At 66.1% G+C, this 23,195-nt stretch carries 19 protein-coding genes; 7 read left to right on the top strand and 12 right to left on the bottom strand.

Translation table 11 applies throughout. The features are described 5' to 3' along the window. Nucleotide 1 precedes the first annotated feature (1 nt). Nucleotides 2-946, top strand: a complete 945-nt coding sequence (locus PV772_RS01995) for a COX15/CtaA family protein (RefSeq protein WP_347885215.1) — start codon at nucleotides 2-4, stop codon at nucleotides 944-946. Nucleotides 947-1,037: 91 nt separating this feature from the next. On the opposite strand, the gene PV772_RS01990 is transcribed toward PV772_RS01995, so the two are convergent. Then, complete coding sequence (locus PV772_RS01990; RefSeq protein WP_347885214.1) at nucleotides 1,038-3,305, bottom strand: bifunctional SulP family inorganic anion transporter/carbonic anhydrase; 2,268 nt, start codon at nucleotides 3,303-3,305, stop codon at nucleotides 1,038-1,040. Nucleotides 3,306-3,517: 212 nt separating this feature from the next. After that, complete coding sequence (locus tag PV772_RS01985) at nucleotides 3,518-4,477, bottom strand: heme o synthase (RefSeq protein WP_141160496.1); 960 nt, start codon at nucleotides 4,475-4,477, stop codon at nucleotides 3,518-3,520. A gap of 519 nt (nucleotides 4,478-4,996) precedes the next feature. Between PV772_RS01985 and tkt the strand changes: the two genes are divergently transcribed. Genes tkt through pgl form a run of 6 tightly spaced genes read left to right on the top strand, consistent with a single transcriptional unit; the run spans nucleotide 4,997 to nucleotide 13,214 of the window. Beyond that, on the top strand, nucleotides 4,997-7,114 hold the full coding sequence (gene tkt / locus PV772_RS01980; RefSeq protein ID WP_347885213.1) for a transketolase: 2,118 nt from the start codon (nucleotides 4,997-4,999) through the stop codon (nucleotides 7,112-7,114). A gap of 26 nt (nucleotides 7,115-7,140) precedes the next feature. Further along, nucleotides 7,141-8,256: a transaldolase gene (gene tal / locus PV772_RS01975; RefSeq protein ID WP_141160498.1), complete on the top strand. Its 1,116-nt coding sequence runs from the start codon at nucleotides 7,141-7,143 to the stop codon at nucleotides 8,254-8,256. 5 nt (nucleotides 8,257-8,261) lie between these two features. Continuing rightward, entirely contained in the window at nucleotides 8,262-9,893 is a 1,632-nt protein-coding gene (locus PV772_RS01970) for a glucose-6-phosphate isomerase (RefSeq protein ID WP_141160499.1), read from the top strand. 15 nt (nucleotides 9,894-9,908) lie between these two features. Then, complete coding sequence (gene zwf, locus PV772_RS01965) at nucleotides 9,909-11,468, top strand: glucose-6-phosphate dehydrogenase (protein WP_141160500.1); 1,560 nt, start codon at nucleotides 9,909-9,911, stop codon at nucleotides 11,466-11,468. Then, a complete protein-coding gene (locus tag PV772_RS01960; protein ID WP_141160501.1) occupies nucleotides 11,465-12,406 on the top strand; it encodes a glucose-6-phosphate dehydrogenase assembly protein OpcA in 942 nt (313 codons plus the stop codon). The genes zwf and PV772_RS01960 overlap by 4 nt, the downstream gene beginning before the upstream one ends. Continuing rightward, the gene (pgl, locus tag PV772_RS01955; protein WP_347885212.1) at nucleotides 12,396-13,214 is read left to right on the top strand and encodes a 6-phosphogluconolactonase; all 819 of its coding nucleotides are present in this window, start codon (nucleotides 12,396-12,398) and stop codon (nucleotides 13,212-13,214) included. Before PV772_RS01960 ends, pgl begins: the two co-directional genes overlap by 11 nt. On the opposite strand, the gene PV772_RS01950 is transcribed toward pgl, so the two are convergent. From PV772_RS01950 to uvrC, 10 genes are all read right to left on the bottom strand, one after another. After that, nucleotides 13,167-13,559, bottom strand: a complete 393-nt coding sequence (locus PV772_RS01950; RefSeq protein WP_141160503.1) for an RNA polymerase-binding protein RbpA — start codon at nucleotides 13,557-13,559, stop codon at nucleotides 13,167-13,169. The two genes, pgl and PV772_RS01950, sit on opposite strands and share 48 nt — an antisense overlap. Nucleotides 13,560-13,700: 141 nt before the next feature. Next, complete coding sequence (gene secG / locus PV772_RS01945) at nucleotides 13,701-13,958, bottom strand: preprotein translocase subunit SecG (RefSeq protein ID WP_141160504.1); 258 nt, start codon at nucleotides 13,956-13,958, stop codon at nucleotides 13,701-13,703. 48 nt (nucleotides 13,959-14,006) lie between these two features. Continuing rightward, entirely contained in the window at nucleotides 14,007-14,822 is an 816-nt protein-coding gene (tpiA, locus tag PV772_RS01940; RefSeq protein ID WP_347885211.1) for a triose-phosphate isomerase, read from the bottom strand. A 106-nt stretch (nucleotides 14,823-14,928) separates the two neighbouring features. Then, nucleotides 14,929-16,155, bottom strand: a complete 1,227-nt coding sequence (locus tag PV772_RS01935; protein ID WP_347885210.1) for a phosphoglycerate kinase — start codon at nucleotides 16,153-16,155, stop codon at nucleotides 14,929-14,931. A 10-nt stretch (nucleotides 16,156-16,165) separates the two neighbouring features. Then, entirely contained in the window at nucleotides 16,166-17,176 is a 1,011-nt protein-coding gene (gene gap, locus PV772_RS01930) for a type I glyceraldehyde-3-phosphate dehydrogenase (protein WP_141160507.1), read from the bottom strand. A gap of 259 nt (nucleotides 17,177-17,435) precedes the next feature. Then, nucleotides 17,436-18,062 carry a superoxide dismutase gene (locus PV772_RS01925; protein ID WP_141181542.1) on the bottom strand — a complete coding sequence of 209 codons (627 nt, stop codon included), beginning with the start codon at nucleotides 18,060-18,062 and terminating at the stop codon, nucleotides 17,436-17,438. A gap of 102 nt (nucleotides 18,063-18,164) precedes the next feature. Further along, on the bottom strand, nucleotides 18,165-19,145 hold the full coding sequence (whiA, locus tag PV772_RS01920) for a DNA-binding protein WhiA (RefSeq protein WP_043454785.1): 981 nt from the start codon (nucleotides 19,143-19,145) through the stop codon (nucleotides 18,165-18,167). 9 nt (nucleotides 19,146-19,154) lie between these two features. After that, nucleotides 19,155-20,174 (bottom strand): uridine diphosphate-N-acetylglucosamine-binding protein YvcK, encoded by a 1,020-nt coding sequence (gene yvcK / locus PV772_RS01915; protein ID WP_347885209.1) that lies wholly within the window; start codon nucleotides 20,172-20,174, stop codon nucleotides 19,155-19,157. Next, nucleotides 20,174-21,094 (bottom strand): RNase adapter RapZ, encoded by a 921-nt coding sequence (rapZ, locus tag PV772_RS01910; protein ID WP_141160510.1) that lies wholly within the window; start codon nucleotides 21,092-21,094, stop codon nucleotides 20,174-20,176. The genes yvcK and rapZ overlap by 1 nt, the downstream gene beginning before the upstream one ends. 67 nt (nucleotides 21,095-21,161) lie before the next feature. Then, nucleotides 21,162-23,162: an excinuclease ABC subunit UvrC gene (gene uvrC / locus PV772_RS01905; protein ID WP_347885208.1), complete on the bottom strand. Its 2,001-nt coding sequence runs from the start codon at nucleotides 23,160-23,162 to the stop codon at nucleotides 21,162-21,164. Nucleotides 23,163-23,195 lie beyond the last annotated feature (33 nt).

The following is a 23,195-nucleotide window of genomic DNA, read 5'->3' as shown; positions in this document are numbered from 1 at the left end:
CGTGACCACGGCTTCACGCCTTCCCCAGATTGCCGGCCGCCTGGCGTCGCGGCTTCCCCGTACGGTGGACGTCCGCATCCGCCGCCTCGCCGTTGCCTCCCTGATCGGCCAGACGCTTTTGGTGGTCACGGGCGGGGCTGTCCGCCTGACGGCGTCAGGCCTTGGCTGCCCCACCTGGCCCCGCTGCACCTCGGACTCGATCGTGAACACCCCCGAGATGGGCATCCATGGCTTCATCGAGTTCGGCAACCGGCTCCTGACCTTCGCGCTGGCCGCCGTGGCCGCGCTCATGCTGGTCTACTTGTGGAACCTGCGCAAGGAACGCAAGGACCTCTTCCTGCTGGCCCTCGGGCTGCTCGCCAGCATCCCGGCGCAGGCGGTCATCGGCGGCGTCACCGTGCTCACCAACCTCAATCCGTGGGTGGTGGGCCTCCACTTCCTGGTGTCGATGGCCCTGGTGGTGTTCTCAACCCTGCTGGTGAACCGAGCCTTCGGCCGGACCGGCCGTTTCCCGGCGGCCCGGCCGGCCGTCCTGCCCGCGGCCCTGCGCCCGGTGACTGCCGCCGTCGCCCTCTTCTCTGCCGTGGCCGTCATGCTCGGCGTGGTGGTGACTGGAGCCGGTCCGCACGCGGGTGACGCAGATGCTCCCCGGAACGACCTCGACTGGGACTTGTTCTCCCACATCCACGCAGTGCCTGCCTACCTGGTTACCGCGGGAACGGTGGTGGCGCTGGTGCTGGTCATCCGGCGGCGCATTACCGGCCCCTTCCGGACGGCGGTCCTGATGCTCCTGGGAGTCACCGTCCTCCAGGCCATCATCGGGTTTACGCAGTATTACAACGGTATTCCCGCGTTGCTGGTGGCGGCCCACATGCTCGGTGCCGCGCTGCTGATGGCTGCATCGACGAACGCCTGGGACATCGCCTGTTCAAGCACGGCCAAGTAAGTTCAGGCACCGCCACGCAGGAGGCGCCCCGGTCCCTTTGTGGACCGGGGCGCCTTTCCTTTATTGGCGGGCCTTGGCGCAGGTACCCGGACTAGCCGGACGCCAGGGCGTCGTCCTGCAACCTGGCCCCGAGCGCCGGGTAGAGGTCCGCTATGCCGTCCGGCGTCACTTCGAGGACCCGTGCGGTGGCAATGTCGTAGAACAGGCCGGTTGCCTGGACCTGCCCGCCGGCCAGGGCGGGCCCCGCGTGCGGATGGTTGTGGAGCTTGCCCAGCTGCACGGCCACATTGACCATCGCCAACTGGTCCACCGTGCTGTAGCCCGCGGCGGCGGCCTGCTTCCCCACCGGGTGGCCAGCCAGCAGTTCGGCATGGCTTTGCCGGGAGTGGCCCAGCCAGCGCCCGAACGACGGGCCCAGGGAGGCGTGGTCCGCGCCGTCCGCCTCGGCGATCAGCGCCTTCATGGCGCCACAGTTTGAATGCCCGCAGATCACCAGCGACTTCACGCCCAGGCCATTGACGGCGAAGGACAGGGCCGAGTCGATCGAGGCATCCTGGCCCTGGTTGCACACCACGTTGCCGATGTTCCGCAGGGTGAGCAGATCGCCCGGACCGCTGCTGGTGATCAGGTTGGGGTTAACGCGGGAGTCGACGCAGGCCACAAACAGGCTGTCCGGATTCTGTGCCTCGGCCAGGTCGTGCACCAGCGGGCGCACCTGGTCCGCGAAGCGGCGGTGATACTTGTTGATCCCCTGCAGCAGGGATTCCTTCCGGGGCGGAAGCGGCAGCTCGCTGGTTTCTCCGCGCCGGGGCGATTGGTGCGCCGCGTCCCGGAACAGGGTGTTTCCGTGCTCTTCGAGGTTCACGGTGCCGCCCGTGGCCTGGTGCTGGACCCGCCAGGCCAGCAGGGCTTCGCGGAACGAATGGTCCACGTAGTCCGCATTCAGCTCCACCACGACGTCCACGGCGGCGGGGATGGACTGCAGCGTCCCGTTCAGCCGCGGCAGCGCGAAAAAGCTGCAGGATCCTGCAACGGTCACCCGCCAGGGCGACGACATAGTGGCGGGAGAATGGGCTTGGATCGGGGCGCGCAGGACCCGCCACAGCACGCACGCGGCGGCCAGGGCAAGCCCGATCATGACGCCCTCCAGCAGGTTCAGGAAGACAACGCATGCAAGGGTCACGGCGTAGATCGGGAGGTCACCTGTCCGCAGGCTGGTGCGGATATCCGCCACCTTGATCAGGCGCGCGCCGATGACCACCAGCAGGCCGGCGAGGACGGCCAGCGGGATGAGCTGGATCAGCCCGGCGAAGAGCGCCGAGAAGGCAAGGACCCACACGCCGTGCAGCACGGCGGAGGTCCGGGTGGCTGCGCCGGCTTCCACGTTGGTGGCGCTGCGGACGATGACCCCCGTGACGGGAAGGCCGCCCAGTGATCCGGAGACGATGTTTGCGGCGCCCTGGCCGACGAGTTCCTTGTTGAGGTTGGTGCGCGGGCCGGTGTGCATTTTGTCCACTGCAACCGCGGAAAGGAGGGACTCGATGCTCGCGATCAGGGCCATGGTCAGGACTGCGAAGGCGAAGGCCCGCCAGTTTCCGTCGGGAAGCTGCGGCAGCGCGATCGCATCGAAGATCGAGCCGTCGAGGGAGATCCGTTCCACCCCCGGGGCAAAGGCGACCGCCAACGCGGTACCGGCGGCAACTGCCGCCAGCGGGCCCGGCACCCGGCGGACAATGGGGGGAAGGAACCGCCAGCACAGCAGGATCACGATGACCGCCAGGCCCAGCAGGGCCGCATGCAGTTCCAGGTTGGTGATGGCGGCAGGCAGTCCTGCGAGGTTCTCAAGCGCAGAGCCCGCAGGCTCCGATCCCAGTAGTACGTGGAGCTGCTGCAGGATGATGGTGACGCCGATGCCGGCGAGCATGGCCTTGACCACCACGGGGGAAACGGCCAGGGCTGCCCGGCCGACGCGGCTTATACCCAGCAGCAGCTGCACGACGCCGGCGGCCACGGTGATGGCGCACGTCACCTGCCAGCCGAACTCCTGCACCAGGCCGGCCACGACGACGGTCAGCCCGGCGGCGGGTCCACTCACCTGGAGCGGTGAGCCGCCAAGGCTGCCGGCCACAATGCCGCCGATGGCGGCGGCGATCAATCCTGCCATGATCGGGGCGCCGGAGGCAGCCGCGATGCCAAGCGAGAGCGGGAGCGCCACGAGGAACACCACCAGGGAAGCGGGGACGTCGGCGCCGAGGTGGGAGGCAAATCCGGGGAGACCGGGTTTTTTCCGGACCGGGTTCCCGTTTCCGCCCGGTGGACTGTGGCTGGGCGTGGGGACGGCTGAGGGACGGGCTTCCATGGGCTGTTTCCTTTGCTTGCGGGAAGGGTCCGTTCCACCGTAAGCAGGTTGTCATGTTTAATGACAGTTAACGTGACAGATAGGACAAGCATGTCATATCGTTCACCGAGGCAACGAAACCTGTGGTTTGCGGCCCACGCGCAGCATGCGAACAAAGAAGGCGGCCCCCACCTTGAGGTGGCGGCCGCCTGCGGCTTAATGGGGCGGTTTGGCTAGCCGCCCGCCACTGCACTTCCGACGAACGGGTCCACAGCGAGGGCGATGAAGAGCAGCGTCAGGTAGCTGATGGAACCGTGGAACACCTTCATGGCGCGCTTGTCGGGAATATCCTCCCGGTGGGCGCGGGAGTACAGCGCATGGGACTCGTAAAGGAACCAGGCGCCCGCGATGACAGCAGTTGCCGTGTACACCCAGCCCGCCCCGCCGGCCGGGATCATCAGCAGGGATGAGGCCACCATGGCCCAGGCGTAAAGGACCACCTGGACGGACACCACCTTTGCCCCGGCGATGGCCCCGAGCATGGGGACGTTGGCGTTCCGGTAGTCCTCGCCGTACCGCATCGACAGGGGCCAGTAGTGCGGGGGCGTCCAGAGGAAGATCACCAGGAACAGGATGACGGCGGGCCATTCGACGGAGTTCGTTACGGCGGCCCAGGCAATCAGTACCGGGAAGCAGCCTGCGGCGCCGCCCCACACGATGTTCTGCGCCGTGCGGCGCTTGAGGATCATGGTGTAGATGACGACGTAGAAGAAGATAGCGCCCAGTCCCAGCCATGCCGAGAGCGGATTGGCGCCGAACCAGAGGATCACGATCGCCGCCGCACCCAGCAGCCAGGAGAAGACCAATGCTTCCCGCGGGGTGACTTCACCCGTGACGAGCGGCCGGTTTTCCGTCCGGTGCATCAGCTTGTCGATATCCCGGTCGATGTAACAGTTGAACGCTCCCGCGCTGCCGGCGGCGAAAGCCCCGCCCACCAGGGTGGCAAGGATCAGCCCGATGGAAGGGAAGCCCCGCTCCGCGTAGATCATCGTGGGAAGCGTGCTGACCAGGAGAAGTTCGATCACGCGCGGCTTGGTGAGGGCGAGATACGCCTTGGCCTTACGGGCAAACCCGATGCCGGAGGCCCGGGATGCGTTCAGCGGCGTATCTGTTGTGCTCACGGTGGCAGTCACCCGTTCTGTGTGGCAGTTGAGGCTGCAGGGCAGCTCCGGTCTTGCGGCCCGGACCCGGGCACGGCACTCAGGGATGGAAAAGCGCCAGGTGCGTGCAACAGCCGGGACACTCCGGGTGGCGATAGTGATGCGCACCCGGCGTTGGCCTCCAAATATCATACCGCGCCGCAAGCACTTCCCCTGCCCCGCAATATGCGCAATTGATTGCTCGCAGGCCCATTCGAGCAGATTAAGTCACCGCGCCGGAATAGTGATTCACAAAAGGGGAAATTGCGTCCAAAACGTGAGATTTGCGGCGCCCGAAGGATGGATAAGAGCTAAGCTGTCACCAGATCAGCACGCAGCAAGAAAGCGGTGGAAAACGCATTCCCGTTGCTGTCCGTGACTGAATGCAAGGATCAACGTTTCGATGGTGAACGGCTGGTACACACCGCAGCGGGCGCCAAGCAGAGCACCCTTGACCGGATCCGGTGTACCACCCACGCCAGCACAGAGAGGGGCCCGGTTTTCGTGCCACATTTGGAAGAGCAAGAACTGTCATGGACCAGCTTGGACCAGCGAGCCGTGGACACCATCCGTGTCCTGGCCGCGGACGCCGTCGAGAAGGTGGGCAACGGCCACCCCGGAACTGCCATGAGCCTGGCACCCGCCGCTTACCTTCTCTTCCAGAAGCTGATGCGCCACGACCCGCGGGATCCGCAATGGCTTGGCCGTGACCGGTTCATCCTGTCCCCCGGCCACACCTCCCTGACGCTTTACATCCAGCTCTTCCTCTCAGGCTACGGGCTGGAACTGAAGGACCTCGAGGCGCTGCGCACCTGGGGTTCACTCACCCCGGGACACCCGGAGTACAAGCACACCGCCGGCGTGGAGATCACCACCGGCCCGCTCGGCCAGGGACTCGCGTCCTCGGTCGGATTCGCCTACTCCCAGCGCCGCCAGCGTGGCCTGTTCGACGCCGATGCGCCGGCCAGCGAGTCGCCGTTCGACCACACCATTTGGGTCATCGCGTCCGACGGCGATCTCCAGGAAGGCGTCACGGCGGAGGCTTCGTCGCTGGCCGGCCACCAGGAACTGGGCAACCTCGTGGTGATCTATGACGAGAACCACATCTCCATCGAGGACGATACCGACATCGCATTCACCGAGGATGTCCTGAAGCGCTACGAAGCCTACGGCTGGCACACCCAGCGCGTGGACTGGACCCGGACCGGCGAATACAAGGAAGACGTCCAGGAGCTCTACAGTGCCCTGCTCGCCGCCAAGGCCGAGACCTCCAGGCCGTCCATCATTTCGCTGCGCACCATCATCGGCTACCCGGCCCCCAAGAAGCAGAACACCGGCAAGATCCACGGCTCCGCCCTCGGCGCCGACGAGGTTGCCGCGCTGAAGGAGGTGCTGGGCTTCGACCCCGCGAAGTCCTTCGAGGTGGACCAGGAAGTCCTGGACCATGCACGCGCAGTGGTGGAACGTGGCGCGGCCGAACACAAGGAATGGGAAGAATCCTTCAACGCCTGGCAGGCAGCCAACCCCGAGGGCGCCGCCCTCCTGCAGCGCATCGAAGCGCAGGAACTTCCTGCCGACGTCGACGCCGCGCTGCCGGTCTTCCCGGCCGGCAAGGATGTCTCCACCCGCGCAGCCTCCGGCAAGGTCCTGAACGCCCTCGGCCCGGTCCTGCCCGAGCTGTGGGGCGGCTCAGCCGACCTCGCAGAGTCCAACAACACCACCATCGAAGGTTCCCCGTCCTTCGTGCCGGCCTCCAAGCAGACCGGTGCCTGGTCCGGGAACCCGTACGGCCGGGTGCTGCACTTTGGTATCCGTGAGCACGCCGCGGCATCAATCGTGAACGGCATCAGCCTGGCCGGCAACACCCGCGCGTTCTCCGGTACGTTCCTGATCTTCAGCGACTACCAGCGCCCCGCCATCCGCCTGGGCGCCCTGATGGGTGTCCCGTCCCTGTACGTATGGACGCACGACTCCATCGGCCTGGGCGAGGACGGCCCCACCCACCAGCCAGTGGAACAGCTCGCTTCACTGCGCGCCATCGTGGGCCTGGACGTCGTCCGCCCCGGCGATGCCAACGAAGTGGCAGCCGCCTGGAAGACCATGCTGGAAAACCACACCAACCCCGCAGGCATCGTCCTGACCCGCCAGAACATCCCCACGTGGGAACGCGGCGAGGGCGACGCCGACGGCGACACTTTCGCGTCGACCGCAGGCGTGGCGAAGGGCGGCTACGTGCTGGCCGAAGCATCGAAGGACGGCGCCACGGTGCCGGCCGACGTGATCCTGATCGCCACCGGCTCGGAAGTCCAGCTGGCCGTCCAGGCCCGCGAAGCGCTGCAGGCCGACGGCATCGCGGCCCGCGTGGTATCCATGCCCTGCGTTGAATGGTTCAAGAAGCAGGACGCCGCCTACCGCGAATCGGTCCTGCCCGCGGCAGTCAAGGCACGCGTGTCCGTCGAAGCCGGGCTGGCCCTTAGCTGGCGCGAATTCGTTGGCGACGCAGGCCGCTCCATCAGCCTTGAGCACTATGGCGCTTCCGCGGACTACAAGCGCCTCTTCCAGGAGTTCGGCATCACGGCGGAAGCAGTGGCCGCCGCCGCCAAGGACTCCCTCGCCGGCCTGCAGGCCTGAAACCTAAACTTTTAGGAGATAGAACAATGACAACTCCCACCCAGCAGCTCTCCGACGCCGGTGTTTCCATCTGGCTCGACGACCTCTCCCGCGGACGCCTGGAAACCGGCACCCTCCGCAAGCTCATCGAAGAAAAGAACGTGGTTGGCGTGACCACCAACCCCTCCATCTTCCACGCGGCCATCACGTCGGGCACCGACTACGACCACATCATCGCCGCCAAGGCGGCAGAGGGCGCCAGCGTGGAGGACACGATCTTCGAGATCACCACCACCGACGTCGCCGATGCCTGCGACCTGTTCGCGCCCGTCGCCGCCGCCACCCGGGGAATCGATGGCCGGGTCTCCATCGAGGTCGACCCTCGGCTTGCCTGGGACACCGCCGGGACCATCGCCGAGGCCAAGCACCTCTACCAGCGCGTCAACAAGGCCAACGTCCACATTAAGATCCCTGCAACCGTCGAGGGCCTCGAAGCCATCACGGCCACGCTGGCAGAGGGCATCAGCGTCAACGTCACGCTGATCTTCTCCCTGGAGCGCTACCGGGCAGTCATCAACGCCTTCCAGGCCGGTCTGGAGCAGGCCAAGGAAAACGGGCACGATCTTTCAAAGATCCACTCGGTTGCATCCTTCTTCGTTTCGCGCGTTGACACCGAGATCGACAAGCGCCTCGACAAGATCGGCACCGAAGAAGCCAAGGCCCTCAAAGGCAAGGCCGGCCTCGCCAACGCGCGCCTGGCCTACCAGGTCTACGAGGAGCTCTTTGCCACCGAACGCTGGGGCCTGCTGGCCGACGCCGGCGCACTCCCCCAGCGCCCCCTGTGGGCCTCCACCGGTGTTAAGGACCCGGCCTACCCGGACACCCTGTACGTCACCGAACTCGTGGCCCCCGGCGTCGTGAACACCATGCCGGAAAAGACGCTCGATGCCACCTTCGACCACGGCGTGGTCACCGGCGACACCGTCTCCGGCACCTACGAGGAGGCAAACGCAACCCTGGACGCCCTGGAGAAGCTCGGAGTCTCCTACAATGACGTCGTCGCACTCCTTGAAACCGAAGGCCTGGACAAGTTCGTGGCCAGCTGGAAGGAACTCCTGGCCGACGTCGAAGGCGCCCTCGCTTCTGCACGAAAGGCTTCCTAACACCTATGAGCACTCTCAGCTACGACGCCACCGGCGCTGCACAGCACGCGCTTGAACAGCACCTTCCCGGCCTGGTCCAGGACCGGGTCGCCACCCGGATCTTCGCGAAGGACCACACGTTGTGGGGTCCGGACGCCGAATCCGAGTCAGCGGTCCGCCTGGGCTGGGTGGAGGCCGCCACCGTTTCACAGCCCCTGGTCAAGGACATCCTGGAACTCCGGGACGCGCTGCGCTCCGAGGGCGTGACACGGATCGTGCTTTGCGGCATGGGCGGGTCCTCGCTGGCCCCCGAGGTCATCGCAGGCACGGCAGGCGTCGAGCTGACTGTGCTGGACAGCACGGACCCGGACCAGGTCCGTGCCGCCCTCGCCGACCGGCTGGCCCACACGGCCATTGTGGTGTCGTCCAAGTCCGGCTCCACCCTGGAAACGGACTCCCAGCGCCGGATCTTCGAGCAGGCCTTCACCGAGGCCGGCGTGGACGCCAAGAGCCGGATCATCATCGTGACCGATCCCGGCTCACCGTTGGACAAGGCTTCCCGGGAGGCCGGCTACCGGGCGGTCTTCAACGCCGATCCCAATGTCGGTGGCCGCTACTCGGCCCTGACGGCGTTTGGCCTGGTCCCCTCCGGCCTGGCCGGCGTAGACATCCAGGCTTTCCTGGACGAGGCGGAGGAAGCCGCCGAAATCCTCAACGACGATGCCGCGGACAACATCGGGCTGGCTTTGGGTGCCACCCTGGGCGGAACCAGCCCGCTGCGGAACAAGATCGTCATCGCAGAGGACGGCTCCGGCATCGTTGGATTCGCCGACTGGGCTGAACAGCTCATCGCTGAATCCACCGGCAAGCTCGGCACGGGCATCCTTCCGGTGGTCGCAGGTCCTCAGGCCCCGGAGGTAACGTCCGGCGCTCCCGACGTGCTGGTGGTCCGGCTCGTGGCAGCCGATGCCGACATCGAACTCGGCGAGAACCAGGCAGCCATTGCCGGCGGCCTCGCCACCCAGATGATGGTGTGGGAATTCGCCACCGCCGTGGCGGGCCGCCTGCTGGGGATCAACCCCTTCGACCAGCCCGACGTCGAAGCCGCCAAGGTAGCGGCACGCGGGTTGCTGGACGCCCAGCCGGAACCCACTCCGGCAGCGTTCGTCGACGGCGCCATCGAGGTGCGCGGCGGCGACTGGCTCGGCGACGCAGCAACGGCGGAAGGTGCCGTCAAGGCACTCCTCGGCACCTTGGCGTCCGACAGCTACCTGAGTGTGCAGGCGTACTTTGACCGGTTGGCTTTCGCAGGACTCGAAGGCATCCGCGACGACCTGGCAGCTGCCACCGGCCGCCCGGTGACCTTCGGCTGGGGCCCGCGGTTCCTGCACTCCACCGGTCAGTTCCACAAGGGTGGCCCCGCCATCGGAGTGTTCCTCCAGGTCACTGCCACCCCGGCGGAGGACCTGGGCATCCCGGACCGGCCGTTCACCTTTGGTGAGCTCATCGCTGCCCAGGCTGCAGGCGACGCCCAGGTCCTGGGTGGGCACGGCCGTCCCGTGCTGCGCCTCCACCTCACCGACCGTGCCGCCGGCGTGGCACAGCTGCAGGACATCGTCGCTGCACTGTCCACCCGCGCATCCGCAACCGAAAGCTAAGGCACAAAAGCAACCATGCCAGAAACTGAATACGGCCGGAAAGGCACGGGCCGCGGGCGCAATCCGCTGCGCGATCCGCGCGACCGCCGTTTGAACCGGATCGCCGGTCCGTCCTCGTTGGTTCTTTTCGGGGTCACGGGCGATCTTGCCCGCAAGAAGCTCATGCCTGCGGTCTACGACCTCGCCAACCGTGGCCTGTTGCCGCCCAGTTTCGCCTTGGTGGGTTTCGCCCGCCGGGAATGGGACAAGGAGGATTTCGCCGCGGAGGTGAAGGCCTCGGTGCAGGCACACGCCCGGACCCCGTTTGATGAGGCAGTGTGGAATCAGCTCTCCGAGGGCATCAGGTTTGTCCAGGGCGAGTTCGACGACGACGCGGCCTTTGAGCGGCTGGGCGAAACGATCAAGGAACTCGACGATGTCCGGGGCACCCGGGGGAACCACGCGTTTTACCTGTCGATCCCGCCGAAGGCGTTCGAGCAGGTCTGCCGTCAGCTGTCCAAGCACGGCCTCGCCCAGGCCGACGGGGACAAGTGGCGCCGGGTGGTGATTGAGAAGCCGTTCGGCCATGACCTGGAATCGGCCCGGCAGCTCAATGACATTGTTGAATCGGTGTTCCCGCCGGATGCGGTGTTCCGGATTGACCATTACCTGGGCAAGGAAACGGTGCAGAACATCCTGGCGTTGCGGTTCGCAAACCAGTTGTTCGAGCCGTTGTGGAACGCGAACTACGTGGACCATGTCCAGATCACCATGGCCGAGGACATCGGCACCGGTGGCCGGGCGGGTTACTACGACGGTGTCGGTGCGGCACGCGACGTGATCCAGAACCACCTGCTGCAGCTGCTTGCGCTGACCGCGATGGAGGAACCGATCTCGTTCAACGCCGATGACCTGCGGGCGGAGAAGGAAAAAGTCCTTGCAGCGGTAAAGCTTCCGGAGGATTTGTCGACACATTCGGCGCGGGGGCAGTTCACGGGCGGCTGGCAGGGCGGCGAGCAGGTCCTGGGCTACCTGGAAGAAGAAGGCATTCCCGCCGATTCGACCACGGAGACCTATGCCGCGGTGCGGGTGGACATCCACACCCGCCGCTGGTCCGGGGTGCCGTTCTACCTGCGTGCGGGCAAGCGCCTGGGCCGGCGGGTCACCGAGATCGCGGTGGTGTTCAAGCGCGCACCTAACCTGCTGTTCACCGATCACGGTGAGGACGATTTCGGGCAGAACGCCGTAGTCATCCGGGTCCAGCCCGATGAGGGCGTGACGATCCGGTTTGGGTCCAAGGTCCCCGGCACGCAGATGGAAGTCCGCGATGTGACCATGGACTTCGGGTACGGGCACTCGTTCACCGAATCCTCCCCTGAGGCGTACGAGCGGTTGATCCTGGACGTGCTGCTGGGTGAGCCGCCGCTGTTTCCCCGGCACGAGGAAGTGGAGCTGTCCTGGAAGATCCTTGACCCGTTCGAGGAATACTGGGCATCACTGTCCGAACAGCCCGAACCCTACGCCCCCGGCTCCTGGGGCCCGGCCAGCGCGGATGAGTTGCTGGCCCGTGACGGACGAACCTGGAGAAGGCCATGATCGTAAACCTGCCGGATACCACCACCTCGAAGGTGTCCAAGAAGCTCATGTCCCTGCGCGAGCAGGGCGGGGTGATCGCCTTGGGCAGGGTCCTGACCCTCGTTGTGGTGACCAAGTCCGGGCTGGAGGAAGAAGCGATCGAGGCCGCCAACGACGCGTCCCGGGAACACCCCTGCCGGATCATCGTGCTCGCCGACGCCGGGAAGGACGCCCAGGACCGGCTGGACGCACAGATCCGGGTCGGCGGGGACGCCGGCGCGTCCGAGGTCATCGTGCTGCGCGGCTACGGCCAACTCGCGCACGAATCCGAGTCGCTGGTGGCGGCACTGCTGCTCCCGGACGCTCCGATTGTGGCCTGGTGGCCGCACGGCGCCCCCGAGAACGCCTGCGAAACATCCATCGGCGCGATCGCGCACCGCCGCATCACCGACTCGGCGAACGAACCCGACCCGCAGGCTGCCCTGGAGCGGATCCACCAAACCTACAAGGCCGGGGACACCGACCTCGCCTGGACGCGCCTGACCAACTGGCGCATCCAGCTCGCAGCTGCCCTCGACGAAGTGGACTCTTCGCCGGTGACCGCGGTAGCTGTCGAAGGCGCTTCGGACTCACCCTCCACCATCCTGCTGGCGGCCTGGCTCACCCTGACCCTGGACGCCCCGGTGACCATCGTCGCGGACCCGGCCGGGACGGGCATCCGCCGTGTCCGCCTCAGCCGTCCCGGCGGTGACGTCCAGCTGTTCCGCCCGGGACTTTCCATCGCCGAACTCACCCAGCCGGGCCAACCCGCCCAACGGATCTCGCTCCCGCGCCGCAGCCTCCGCGACTGCCTCGCCGAAGAACTCCGCCGCCTGGACCCCGACGAAGTATTTGGCGAAGTGATTACTATTGGACTGCCACGTACCAATCTAAGGAGCGTCCGACCCAGTGAGCGTTGACCCACGAGTAAGTATCCATCCTGATTCGTCCGTCCTCATGGCCGCCATAGCGGCACGCCTGATCACCAAGCTCGTTGATGTCCAGGACAAGTACGGCGAAGCCACGGTGGTGCTCACCGGGGGAACCGTGGGAATCGGCACGTTGAAAGCTGTCGCGGACTCCCCGGCAGCGCCCGCCGTCGACTGGTCCAAGGTCAACTTCTGGTGGGGTGACGAACGCTTCGTCGGTTCCGCGGATCCGGAGCGGAATACCAAGCAGGCCTTCGACGCATTGCTCTCGCACATTCCGGTGGACCCGGAACGGGTCCACTCGCCGGGTTCGTCCGATGAGTTCGGCACGCCGGAGGAAGCGGCTGAGGACTATGCGCGCCAGCTTCGCGGTGCCGCAGCAGCCGAGCACGCAGCCGACATGTCCGACGACAGGCCCGAGGAGCCATCCGCACTCCCCCGCCTGGACGTCGTCCTGCTGGGTGTGGGCCCTGACGCCCACATTGCTTCGCTGTTCCCTGAGCAGGCCGGAGTCCGCGAGAAGGAGCGCACGGTGGTGGGTGTGCGGAATTCGCCCAAGCCGCCCCCGCTGCGCATCTCCCTGACCCTGCCTGCCATCAACACGGCAGCGGAGGTCTGGATGGTTGTGGCCGGCGAGGACAAGGCAGGAGCCGTGGGACTCGCCCTGGCCGGGGCAAATCCGGTGCAGGTGCCCGCGTCCGGGCCGCGTGGAACGTCCCGCACATTGTGGCTTATCGACGAAAACGCGGCGTCACGTGTCCCCGAGCAACTGGTCCGGAAGGACGCCGCGGGCGCGTAGCTTCTCCAGCGCTCCGGCCAGGACGTCCTCGGCGTCCTGGCCGGAGCGCCGTTCTTTAACGTACTCAAGATGGCTCTTATAGCCGTCCTCAAACGGGTCGTCCGCTACCGCCTGGCCGTCCCTGGACGCGGGCGCGCCGCAGCGCCGGCAGTCCCAGATGCGGGGAATCTGCTCCTCCGGCATCTTCAGGAACACCGGCTGGGTCTCATGGCCCTTGGCACACCAGTAGGACACCCGGATCCGCGGGAGGGACCCCGGGGATAAGTCGTTGGACTGCAGGCTCGAACCGGAGCCTGCAACCACCCCGGCCCGGGTGCCCCGAAAGCCTGATGACGGATGGACCATGGAAACGCCTCCCTCGAACCCGTGACCGGAGCCCTGCAGCTTAAACCCAAAAAACTGTGGCTGCCGGGTGAACCGACAGCCACAGTTTAGGGGCAGGGGCCGCGTGGCGGGAGTGCCACTGGACCCTATTCAGCGAATTCGTTACGAGTCAGCAGTACCGCTGAACCGCATGATCAGGCCGAGTGCGATGATTACTATGCCCCAGGTGACGCCCAGGACGATGGTGAAGCGGTTCAGGTTGCGTTCTGCCACGCCCGAAGAGCTGAGCCCTGAACTCATGCCGCCACCGAACATGTCGGACAGCCCGCCGCCGCGTCCCTTGTGCAGGAGGATCAGCAGCGTCAGCAGGAGGCTGGTGATCCCCAGGAGGATCTGCAGAATGACATGAAGAACGTCCACGACGGCCTTTCGGAAGTTGGAATTGCGGGAGGGTGTACCGGTGGCAGACTAGTCCGCCACCAAGTGGCTCTCGAACCTTACAATATTAGCAAACTCGGCGGGGTCAAGGCTGGCACCGCCCACCAGGACGCCGTCCACGTCACGCTCCTGCAGGATGGCCGCAGCATTGTTGGCCTTGACCGAACCGCCGTAGAGCAGGCGCGTCTTGGCCGCCACATCAGCGCCAAACAGCTTTTCCAGCTCGGCGCGGATGGCGGCGCACATTTCCTGGGCGTCCTCCGGTCCTGCCACTTCGCCGGTGCCGATGGCCCAAACGGGTTCGTAGGCTACCACCAGTTCAGCGGCCTGCTCGTTGGTGAGCCCGGCCACGCCGGCGCGGAGTTGCTGCAGCGTGTGCTCAACGTGGGTCCCGGCCTGGCGGATTTCCAGTCCCTCGCCGACGCAGAGGACAGGGGTGACGCCGTGCTTGAAGGCCGCCTTGACCTTGGCGTTGAGGACGTCGTCTGACTCGTTGTGGATGGTGCGGCGTTCGCTGTGGCCCACCAGGACGTACTTGCATCCCAGCTTGTTCAGGAACTGCCCGGAAATGTCGCCGGTGTACGCCCCCGAATCGAATTGCGACAGGTCCTGCCCACCGTAGGCGATCTCCAAGTCGTCGCCCTGGACCAGGGTCTGGACGCCGCGGAGGTCGGTGAACGGCGGGAAGACCGCAACCTCAACGCGGCTGTAGTCGTGCTTGGCGTCGGACAGCGTCCAGGCCAGCTTCTGCAGCAGGGTGATACCCTGCACGTGGTCCATGTTCATTTTCCAGTTGCCCGCAATGAAGGGCTTGCGGTCGAAGGCGCCGTTCGTTGACGTAGTCACGTGATCTCCAAAAGTTCTTGATATGTGTTCGGCCGGCAGGCTGCCGCGGGCAACCTGCCGGCCGGAGGACTGCGAAGTCCGGTACTGCGGGACAGCAGCGGTGGTTCTACCGGTCCAGGACGCTGAGGCCGGGGAGTTCCTTGCCTTCGAGGTATTCCAGGCTGGCGCCGCCACCGGTGGAAATGTGTCCGAACTGGTCATCGCTGAATCCCAGGGTGCGGACTGCGGCAGCCGAATCGCCGCCGCCCACCACTGTGAATCCGTCGGTTTCCGTCAGGGCCTGCGCGATGGCACGGGTGCCTGCAGAGAACGCCTCGAATTCGAAGACACCCATCGGGCCGTTCCAGAAGACCGTACGCGCTCCCTTTATCCGCTCTGCGAAGGCCGCAGCGGTATCCGGTCCAATGTCCAGGCCGATGCCTTGGGCACCAAAGGTGCTGCCCTCGATGGCGTCGGCAGGCACTGTCTCATGCGCGGCGTCGGCAGCGAACTTCTCCGCTACCACCACGTCCGTGGGAACCACGAATTCGGTTCCGGCGTCAGCCGCGCGCTTCAGGTAGTCCTTGACCACAGGGATCTGGTCTTCTTCAAGGAGGCTTGAGCCAACCTTGTGACCGGCTGCCGCCAGGAACGTGAAGAGCATGCCGCCGCCCACCAGGATGGTGTCAGCCTTGCCAATCAGGTTGTCGATCACTGCAAGCTTGTCCGAGACCTTGGAACCGCCCAGAACCACCACGTAGGGACGCTGGGTGTCGGCGGTCAGCTTCCGCAGGACCTCCACCTCGGTGTGCACCAGGTCGCCCTGGTACGACGGGAGCCGCGTGGCGACGTCGTAGACGCTCGCGTGCTTGCGGTGGACGGCGCCGAAGGCGTCGTCCACGTAAGCGCCGTTGCTGCCGGTGAGGGCCACCAGCTCGTCAGCGAAGGCACCGCGTTCAGCGTCATCCTTGCTGGTCTCGCGGGCGTCGAAACGGACGTTCTCGAGGACAAGGGCTTCACCGTCCCGCAAGGACGCCGCAGCTGCCTTGGCGGCGTCACCGACGGTGTCGGCGGCCAGGGTGGCCTTGAAGCCGGCAAGTTCGGCGAGGCGGTCCACTGCAGGGCGCAGGGAGTATTTGTCCTCCGGGGCGCCCTTGGGGCGTCCGAGGTGGGCTGTTACCAGCACGCGGGCACCGGCGTCCGTGAGCTTTGCCAGCACTGGGAGCGAGGCCTTGATGCGGCCATCGTCAGTGACTGTAGAGCCGTCGAGCGGCACATTCAGGTCACTTCGAACCAGAATGTACCGCCCGCGGACACCTTCAGCGATCAGTTCGTTGAGGGTGTGTGATGTCATGTGTCTAACCCTAGCCCAGCTTGGCTGCCACAAGCTCCGTGAGGTCGACGAGGCGGTTGGAGTAGCCCCATTCGTTGTCATACCAGGAAACAACCTTGACCTGGTTGCCAATAACCTTGGTGAGGCCGGCATCGAAGATCGAGGAAGCAGGGTCACCAACGATGTCGGAGGACACGATGGGCTCCTCCGTGTAGGTCAGGAAACCCTGCAGCGCGTCGGACTCGGAGGCACGCTTGAGCGCTGCATTGACTTCCTCCACGGTGGTTTCGCGGGAGACGGTAACGGTGAGGTCGGTGGCAGAGCCCGTGGGGACGGGGACGCGGATGGCGTAGCCGTCCAGCTTGCCCTTCAGTTCGGGAAGCACCAGGCCAATGGCCTTGGCGGCACCCGTGGAGGTGGGAACCATGTTGATGGCGGCAGCACGGGCACGGCGCAGGTCCTTGTGGGGGCCGTCCTGGAGGTTCTGGTCCGCAGTGTAGGCGTGCACGGTGGTCATGAGGCCACGCTCGATGCCGAACTCGTCGTTGACCACCTTGGCCAGCGGGCCGAGGCAGTTGGTGGTGCAGGACGCGTTGGAAATGATGTTGTGCTTGGCGTTGTCGTAGAGGTCGTGGTTGACGCCCATCACGATGGTGATGTCCTCGTCCGAGGCGGGGGCGGAGATCAGGACCTTCTTGGCGCCGGCATCGATGTGCTTCCTGGCGTCGGCTGCCTTGGTGAAGAAACCGGTGGATTCTATGACGATGTCAACGCCCAGTTCACCCCAGGGGAGGTTGGCCGGATCGCGTTCCGCCAGGACCTTGACCACATTGCCGTTGACGACGATGTTGCCGTCCTTGACCTCGATGGTTTCCTTCAGCCGGCCACCGACGGAGTCGTACTTGAAAAGGTGGGCCAGCGCTTCGGGGCTGGTGAGGTCGTTGACGGCAACGATCTCCAGGTCCGCACCCTGGGCCAGTGCTGCGCGGAAGTAGTTGCGGCCAATGCGGCCGAAGCCGTTGATACCAATACGGGTCGTCACTTTTACAGTCTCCTTGGTGCTCTGAAAAGCACTACTAGTTGAGCGGGCGTTCAAGCCAACTAACAGATCCCGCACGCCATTGGGCAGAGATGATTTACACGGAGGGCGACCAGCCTCATTGCTGAAGGCTAACCGCCTTCCGTGACCTATCTTACGTTTAACTGGGTCCGCCCCCGCAAGTGCGGGGGCGGACGGTCCACATCCCGGCCGGTTTAAGTCAGAATGTGAAGTTTGTTACAGCTGTGTATAACGCCGGTCACTACGGGAGGGTGATCAGGCCCGTGGCGTTGGCGCGTGCTGCCTCGAAGCGCTGGGCGACGTCCGCCCAGTTGACGATGTTCCAGAACGCCTTGACGTAGTCAGCCTTGACGTTGACGTAGTCCAGGTAGAAAGCGTGCTCCCACATGTCGAGCATCAGCAGCGGGGTGGTGCCGAGCGCCACGTTGCCCTGCTGGTCGTAGAGCTGCTCGATGACCAGGTTCCCACCGATGGGTTCGTAGGCCAGGAAGCCCCAGCCCGAGCCCTGCAGGCCGAGGGCGGCAGCGGAGAACTGCGCGCGGAAGGCATCGAAGGAGCCGAAGGCGTCGTCGATTGCGGCGGCCAGTTCGCCCTCGGGCTTGTCGCCGCCGTCCGGGGAGAGGTTCTTCCAGAACACCGAGTGGTTGATGTGGCCGCCGGTGTGGAACGCCAGGTCCTTGGAGAGCCGGTTGATGTTGGCGAAGTCGCCCTTTTCACGTGCCTCGGCCAGCTGGGCCAGTGCGTTGTTGGCGCCTGCCACGTAGGTGGCGTGGTGCTTGCTGTGGTGCAGCTCCATGATCCGCGCAGAGATGTGCGGTTCGAGGGCGGCGTAATCGTAGCTGAGTTCCGGCAATACGTACTCGGTCACAAAATCCTCCAATATCGTGGACCAGGAAGGCCCGGTTGGTAACTCTCGGATTGTGCATCCGGGCAGCTGGTGCCCGGAATTATTTCTGATTCTATGGGGCGCCTACTCGTCCAGCATTTCAGGCGTCACATTGGCGTCCGTTCCGGGAATGCCCAGGTCAAGTGCACGCTTGTCCGCCATGGCCAGCAGGCGGCGGATCCGGCCCGCGATCGCATCCTTGGTCATCACGGGGTCGGCCAGCCGGCCCAGCTCGTCAAGGCTTGCCTGCTTGTGCGCCACCCGCAGCTCACCGGCGTACTTGAGGTGGTCGGGGACGTCGTCGCCGAGGATTTCCAGGGCACGTTCGACCCTTGCGCCGGCGGCGACGGCTGCCTGCGCGGAACGGCGCAGGTTGGCGTCGTCGAAGTTGGCGAGCCGGTTGGCCGTGGCACGGACTTCCTTGCGCATGCGGCGTTCTTCCCAGACCATCAACGCGTCGTGGGCGCCCATCCGGGTCAGCAGCGCCGCGATGGTGTCGCCGTCGCGGATGACCACGCGGTCCACTCCCCTGACCTCACGCGCCTTGGCCTGGATGTCCAGGCGGCGGGCCGCCCCGACCAGTGCGAGGGCCGATTCGGGCCCCGGGCAGGTGACCTCCAGCGAGGACGACCGTCCCGGTTCCGTCAGTGAGCCGTGGGCCAGGAACGCCCCGCGCCATACGGCTTCGGCATCGGCCGCCGAGCCGTTGACGACGGCGGACGGCAGCCCCCGCACCGGGCGGCCCCGGCCGTCCAGCAGGCCGGTCTGCCGGGCCAGTGCTTCGCCGTCGCGGACCACGCGGACCACGTAGCGGCTGGCGCGGCGCAGTCCACCGGCCGAGACCACGATGATTTCGCTCTGGTGTCCGTAGACTTCGGCGATGGCGGCGCGGAGCCGGCGGGCCGTGGACGCCAGGTCCACTTCCGCTTCGATGACGATCCGGCCGGAGATGATGTGCAGTCCCCCGGCGAACCGGAGCATGGCGGAGACTTCCGCCTTGCGCACTGATGACTTCTTGATGTCCAGACGGGACAGTTCTTCTTTGACTGATGCTGTCAGTGCCATGGCACCTTCCTAACTGTTCCCAAAAATGTCCTGGTACGCCGTGGCCAGCCGCAGTGGCTCGTGGACTGGGCGGCGTCCCGACGCCCCTACTTTACCCAAGACCACCTCCGCTCCAATCATGGCGGCGGCCTTCTCGAACTCCTGCCGGTCGGGTACTGAAGCGGGATCGGCGAGGACCACGTCCACGCTGAACTCCGGAGCGTAGCGCCGGAGGACGTGGAGATGGTCGGCGGCGCTCATGCCCGACGTTTCTTTGGTATCGGTGGCAAGGTTCATGGTCAGGCAGCGCTTGGCCGGCGTGCTGCACAGTGCCTGGCGCATCTCGGGCAGCAGCAGGTGCGGCAGGACCGAGGTGTACCAGGACCCCGGGCCCAGGACCACCCAGTCCGCCAGCTCGATCGCCGTCAAGGCTTCAGGGCAGGCCGGCGCGGCGGGGGGCAGGAGCCGGACCTCCTCCAGCGATCCGGCCACTGCGCAGCGGGCCTGGCCGCGGAGGGTCTGCAGGGCTGTCCCGCCGTCCGGGGCGGTAACCCTGACGTCGCCTTCGATGGTCAGCGGGACGGTGGACATGGGCAGGACCTGGCCACGGGCGCCCAGCAGCGCACCGGCCCATTTGAGCCCAGCGACGGCGTCACCGAGCAGCTCCCACAGCGTAACGATCAGCAGGTTGCCCATGGCGTGCTCATCCAGGGAGCCGCCGGGGCCCTTCCCGGCGCGGAACCGGTGCTGCATGACGTCGCGCCAGGTGCGTCCCCAGTCGGTGTCGTCGCAGAGCGCGGACAAAGCCATGCGCAGGTCTCCCGGCGGGAGGACGCCGTACTCTTCGCGCAGGCGCCCGGACGAGCCGCCGTCGTCCGCTACCGTGACGATAGCCGTGAGCTCGGAGGTGAGCAGGCGCAGTGCCGACAGTGAGGCCGCCAGGCCGTGCCCGCCACCCAGGGCCACGACGTTGGGACCCTTGTCCTGCTGGCCCGAGCCCTTACCAGCGGCCGGCGGCACCAGGGGCAGGGCTCCGGTGAACAGTGCCATTACTCTCGGCCCAGATCCCGGTGCGCGGTAGTCACCGTGACCCGCGGGTACTGTGCGAGCTTCTTTGAAAGTTCCACTGCGACAGCAACGGAGCGGTGCTTGCCGCCGGTGCAGCCGACGGCGATGGTGGCGTAGTGCTTGTTCTCCCGGCGGTACCCCTCCAGGACGGGTTCCAGGGCGAGGACGTAGCGGTCCACGAAGTTCTTGACTCCCTCGGCCTCCAGGACGTAGTCGCTGACATCCTTGTCCAGGCCCGTCTGCGGACGGAGCTGCGGCACCCAGTGCGGGTTGGGGATGAACCTGACGTCGGCAACATAGTTCGCATCCACCGGGAGCCCGTACTTGAAGCCAAAGCTCATGACGTTGAGCCGCAGCGCCACCGGGCCGGTTTCACTGAACAGTTCCGTGATGGCGGTGGCCAGCCCGTGGACGTTGTAGTTGGAGGTATCGAGGACGACGTCGGAGCTGTCGCGCAGTTCCTGCAGCAGCTCGCGTTCGGCTGCGATGCCGTCCAGGATCCGGCCGCCGCCCTGGAGGGGGTGCGGCCGGCGGCCCTGTTCGAACCGCCGGACCAGGACGTTGTCGCTGGCGTCGAGGAACAGGACGCGGAAAGTGACGCCGCTGGCTGCGAGGGCGCCCAGCGCCGCCCGGATGTCCGCAAACAGGCCTTTGCTGCGGACATCGATGACCACTGCCAGCCGGGGAATCGACTGCGGGGCGTGGGAGACGAGCTCGGCGAGCGTGCCAAGCATCTGCGGGGGCAGGTTCTCTACGACGTACCAGCCGTGGTCCTCCAGCGCGTCCGCGGCGGTGCTTCGTCCGGCGCCGGACATCCCGGTGACCACCAGCAGTTCCGCTTCGAGCGGCTTGACGGGCTCCAGCCCGTCGTGGCCTCCGGATTCCGCCGTCGTGTCTGCCATGAAGCCTGCCCCGTTTCCTCGTTGTCCTGCCGGTCCCCGCGATGGCAGGGCCCGCCCTTTACCCTAGCTAAGTTTCCATGATTTCGCCGGTCGCCATGTTGATCGCGGGCACCGTCACGGCCTCGGGACCCTCTGCGGCAAAATGGCTGACGATGGCCCCGGCCAGGGCAGGGCCAATGCCCTTCGCCTCGGCGAGCTCCTCCGCAGTGGCTGCCTTCACGCCCTTGACCGATCCGAAGTGTGCCAGCAGGGCCTTGCGCTTGGAGGCGCCAAGGCCTGGGACGGCGTCCAGCGCGGACACCGTCATGGCCTTGCCGCGCTTCTGCCGGTGGAACGTGATGGCGAAGCGGTGTGCCTCGTCTCGGATCCGCTGGAGCAGGTACAGGCCTTGGGATGTACGGGGCAGGATCACCGGGAAGTCGCTGTCCGGAAGCCACACTTCCTCGAGCCGCTTGGCCAGGCCCACCACGTACACATCATCGATGCCCAGGTCCTTCAGGGCGCGGGCCGCTGCGTTAACCTGCGGCTGGCCGCCATCCACCACCACCAGGTTGGGCGGGTAGGCGAACTTGGCCTTGGGCGCCGGAGTGGTGGTGTCCAGGGCAGCAGTGCCCGGTGCCGGGTCCTGGCCGTCAGCTTCCAGTACCGCTTCGTCCACCTGCGCCGACTTGTCCTGCAGGTAGTGGCGGAACCTGCGGGTCAGGACGTCATGCATGGCGGCAGTGTCGTCGGCGGCCGCGGCGCCGGTGATGGAGAACTTGCGGTAGTCGGACTTCTTCGGCAGTCCGTCCTCGACCACCACCATGGAGGCCACCACATTGGTGCCCTGGACGTGGGAGACGTCGAAACATTCTATCCGGAGCAGGGGGACGGGGAGGTCCAGGGCTTCCTGCAGCTCCTGCAGGGCCTGCGACCTGACGGTGATGTCCCCGGCGCGGCGTGTCTTGTGGAGCTTGAGTGCATGTTCGGCGTTTTCGCGGACCGTGGACATCAGCGCCGCCTTGTCCCCGCGCTGGGGCACCCGGATGTCCACTTTGGCCCCGCGGATCCCGGCCAGCCAGGTGGCCAGGTCTTCCAGGTTGCTCGGCGCTACCGGAACCAGGACCTCGCGGGGCAGCCGGCCGTGCGTGTCGCCGTCCTCCCCGTAGACCTGCTGCAGCAGGTGCTCCACCAGGTCCGGAGTGGTGAAGTCTTCCACCTTTTCCACCACCCAGCCCCGCTGGCCGCGGATCCTGCCGCCGCGGACGTGGAACACCTGGACAGCAACCTCCAGCTCATCCTCGTGCAGGGCGAAGACGTCGGCGTCGGTGTCCTCGGACAGCACCACGGCATTGCGTTCGAATACCTTCCGCAGCGCGGTGATGTCGTCGCGCAGCCGGGCGGCGTGCTCGTAGTCGAGCTTCGCCACGGCGTCGGACATCTGCTTTTCCAGCTTGTTGATGAATCTCTTGGCCTCGCCGCCCATGAAGGCACAGAAATCATCGGCCAGGGCCCGGTGGTCCTCTGGCGAAATCCGTCCAACGCAGGGCGCGGAACACTTGTCGATGTAGCCCAGCAGGCATGGCCGCCCGCTGGCCTGGGCGCGTTTGAAGACGCCGGCGCTGCAGCTCCTGACGGGGAAGACCCGGAGCAGGGTGTCCATGGTTTCCCGGATGGCGCCGGCGGTGTAGGGGCCGAAGTAGCGGGTTCCCTTCCGTTTGTCCCCCCGCATGACCTGCACCCGGGGGTACTTCTCACTCATGGTCACGGCAAGGTAGGGATAGGTCTTGTCGTCCCGGAACACCACGTTGAAGCGCGGCTTGAATTCCTTGATCCAGGTGTATTCGAGCTGCAGCGACTCAAGCTCGCTGCCCACCACGGTCCACTCCACGCTGCTGGCCGCATGGACCATCGCATAGGTTTTCGGCAGCAGCCCGGCCGGATTGGCGAAGTAGGAGTTCAGGCGGGACCGGAGGCTCTTGGCCTTGCCCACGTAGATAACCCGGCCGTGCGGATCACGGAACCGGTACACGCCCGGGTTGGTGGGGATTTCACCAGTCTTGGGCCGGTAACTTGCTGGATTTGCCACCTATCAAGTCTACTGAGTCCAGCCGGGTGTCCT

Origin of the sequence: Pseudarthrobacter sp. CC12, from assembly GCF_039907755.1 — a bacterium.
Taxonomy (GTDB): Bacteria; Actinomycetota; Actinomycetes; order Actinomycetales; family Micrococcaceae; genus Arthrobacter; species Arthrobacter niigatensis.
Note: the sequence above shows the minus strand (reverse complement) of the source record. Positions and strands in the feature narration are given on the sequence as shown.

Bases quoted from the DNA above. Each gene is read 5' to 3' on its own strand.
- rapZ (WP_141160510.1), bottom strand. From the start codon at position 21,094: ATGGCAGACACGACGGCGGAATCCGGAGGCCACGACGGGCTGGAGCCC.
- zwf (WP_141160500.1), top strand. From the start codon at position 9,909: ATGCCAGAAACTGAATACGGCCGGAAAGGCACGGGCCGCGGGCGCAAT.
- PV772_RS01935 (WP_347885210.1), bottom strand. From the start codon at position 16,155: ATGACATCACACACCCTCAACGAACTGATCGCTGAAGGTGTCCGCGGG.
- yvcK (WP_347885209.1), bottom strand. From the start codon at position 20,174: ATGGCACTGTTCACCGGAGCCCTGCCCCTGGTGCCGCCGGCCGCTGGT.
- PV772_RS01960 (WP_141160501.1), top strand. From the start codon at position 11,465: ATGATCGTAAACCTGCCGGATACCACCACCTCGAAGGTGTCCAAGAAG.
- tal (WP_141160498.1), top strand. From the start codon at position 7,141: ATGACAACTCCCACCCAGCAGCTCTCCGACGCCGGTGTTTCCATCTGG.
- PV772_RS01950 (WP_141160503.1), bottom strand. From the start codon at position 13,559: ATGGTCCATCCGTCATCAGGCTTTCGGGGCACCCGGGCCGGGGTGGTT.
- PV772_RS01990 (WP_347885214.1), bottom strand. From the start codon at position 3,305: ATGGAAGCCCGTCCCTCAGCCGTCCCCACGCCCAGCCACAGTCCACCG.
- whiA (WP_043454785.1), bottom strand. From the start codon at position 19,145: ATGGCACTGACAGCATCAGTCAAAGAAGAACTGTCCCGTCTGGACATC.
- PV772_RS01970 (WP_141160499.1), top strand. From the start codon at position 8,262: ATGAGCACTCTCAGCTACGACGCCACCGGCGCTGCACAGCACGCGCTT.